Below are 261 nucleotides of genomic sequence, written 5' to 3'. Positions count from 1 at the left end.
CCCCCCACCCCCGCACTCCTCCCCACTACTCGGCGAACTGGAGGCCAGGCGTCCGCAGAAGCTCCGGCACTAGGGCCTTTCTCAGGAGCTGGGGTCTGAGGCAAATGCCCGGCCCAGCCCTTACCCCGATGAGGTAGATCTTGTCCAGGCTGAAGTTTGGGATAATGGTAACCAGCTCCTTCTCGGCCAAAAACTCCACTTCAGCCGCGTCCATGCTGGCGCCTCCCGCAGCCCTTCAAGGTCCAGGGAAGCGCGGAAGCC

1 protein-coding gene is annotated in these 261 nt (G+C 63.6%); it reads right to left on the bottom strand.

Going from position 1 to position 261, the window contains the following annotated elements:
• Positions 1-25: 25 nt before the first annotated feature.
• Positions 26-214: a hypothetical protein gene (locus EUU22_RS26380; protein WP_129330838.1), complete on the bottom strand. Its 189-nt coding sequence runs from the start codon at positions 212-214 to the stop codon at positions 26-28.
• Positions 215-261 lie beyond the last annotated feature (47 nt).

Origin of the sequence: Ciceribacter ferrooxidans, from assembly GCF_004137355.1 — a bacterium.
Classification (GTDB): Bacteria; Pseudomonadota; Alphaproteobacteria; order Rhizobiales; family Rhizobiaceae; genus Allorhizobium; species Allorhizobium ferrooxidans.
This window is presented reverse-complemented; position numbering and strand designations above follow the sequence as displayed.

What these genes read in the sequence shown, in the direction of transcription:
- EUU22_RS26380 (WP_129330838.1), bottom strand. Translation starts at nt 214, where the DNA reads ATGGACGCGGCTGAAGTGGAGTTTTTGGCCGAGAAGGAGCTGGTTACC.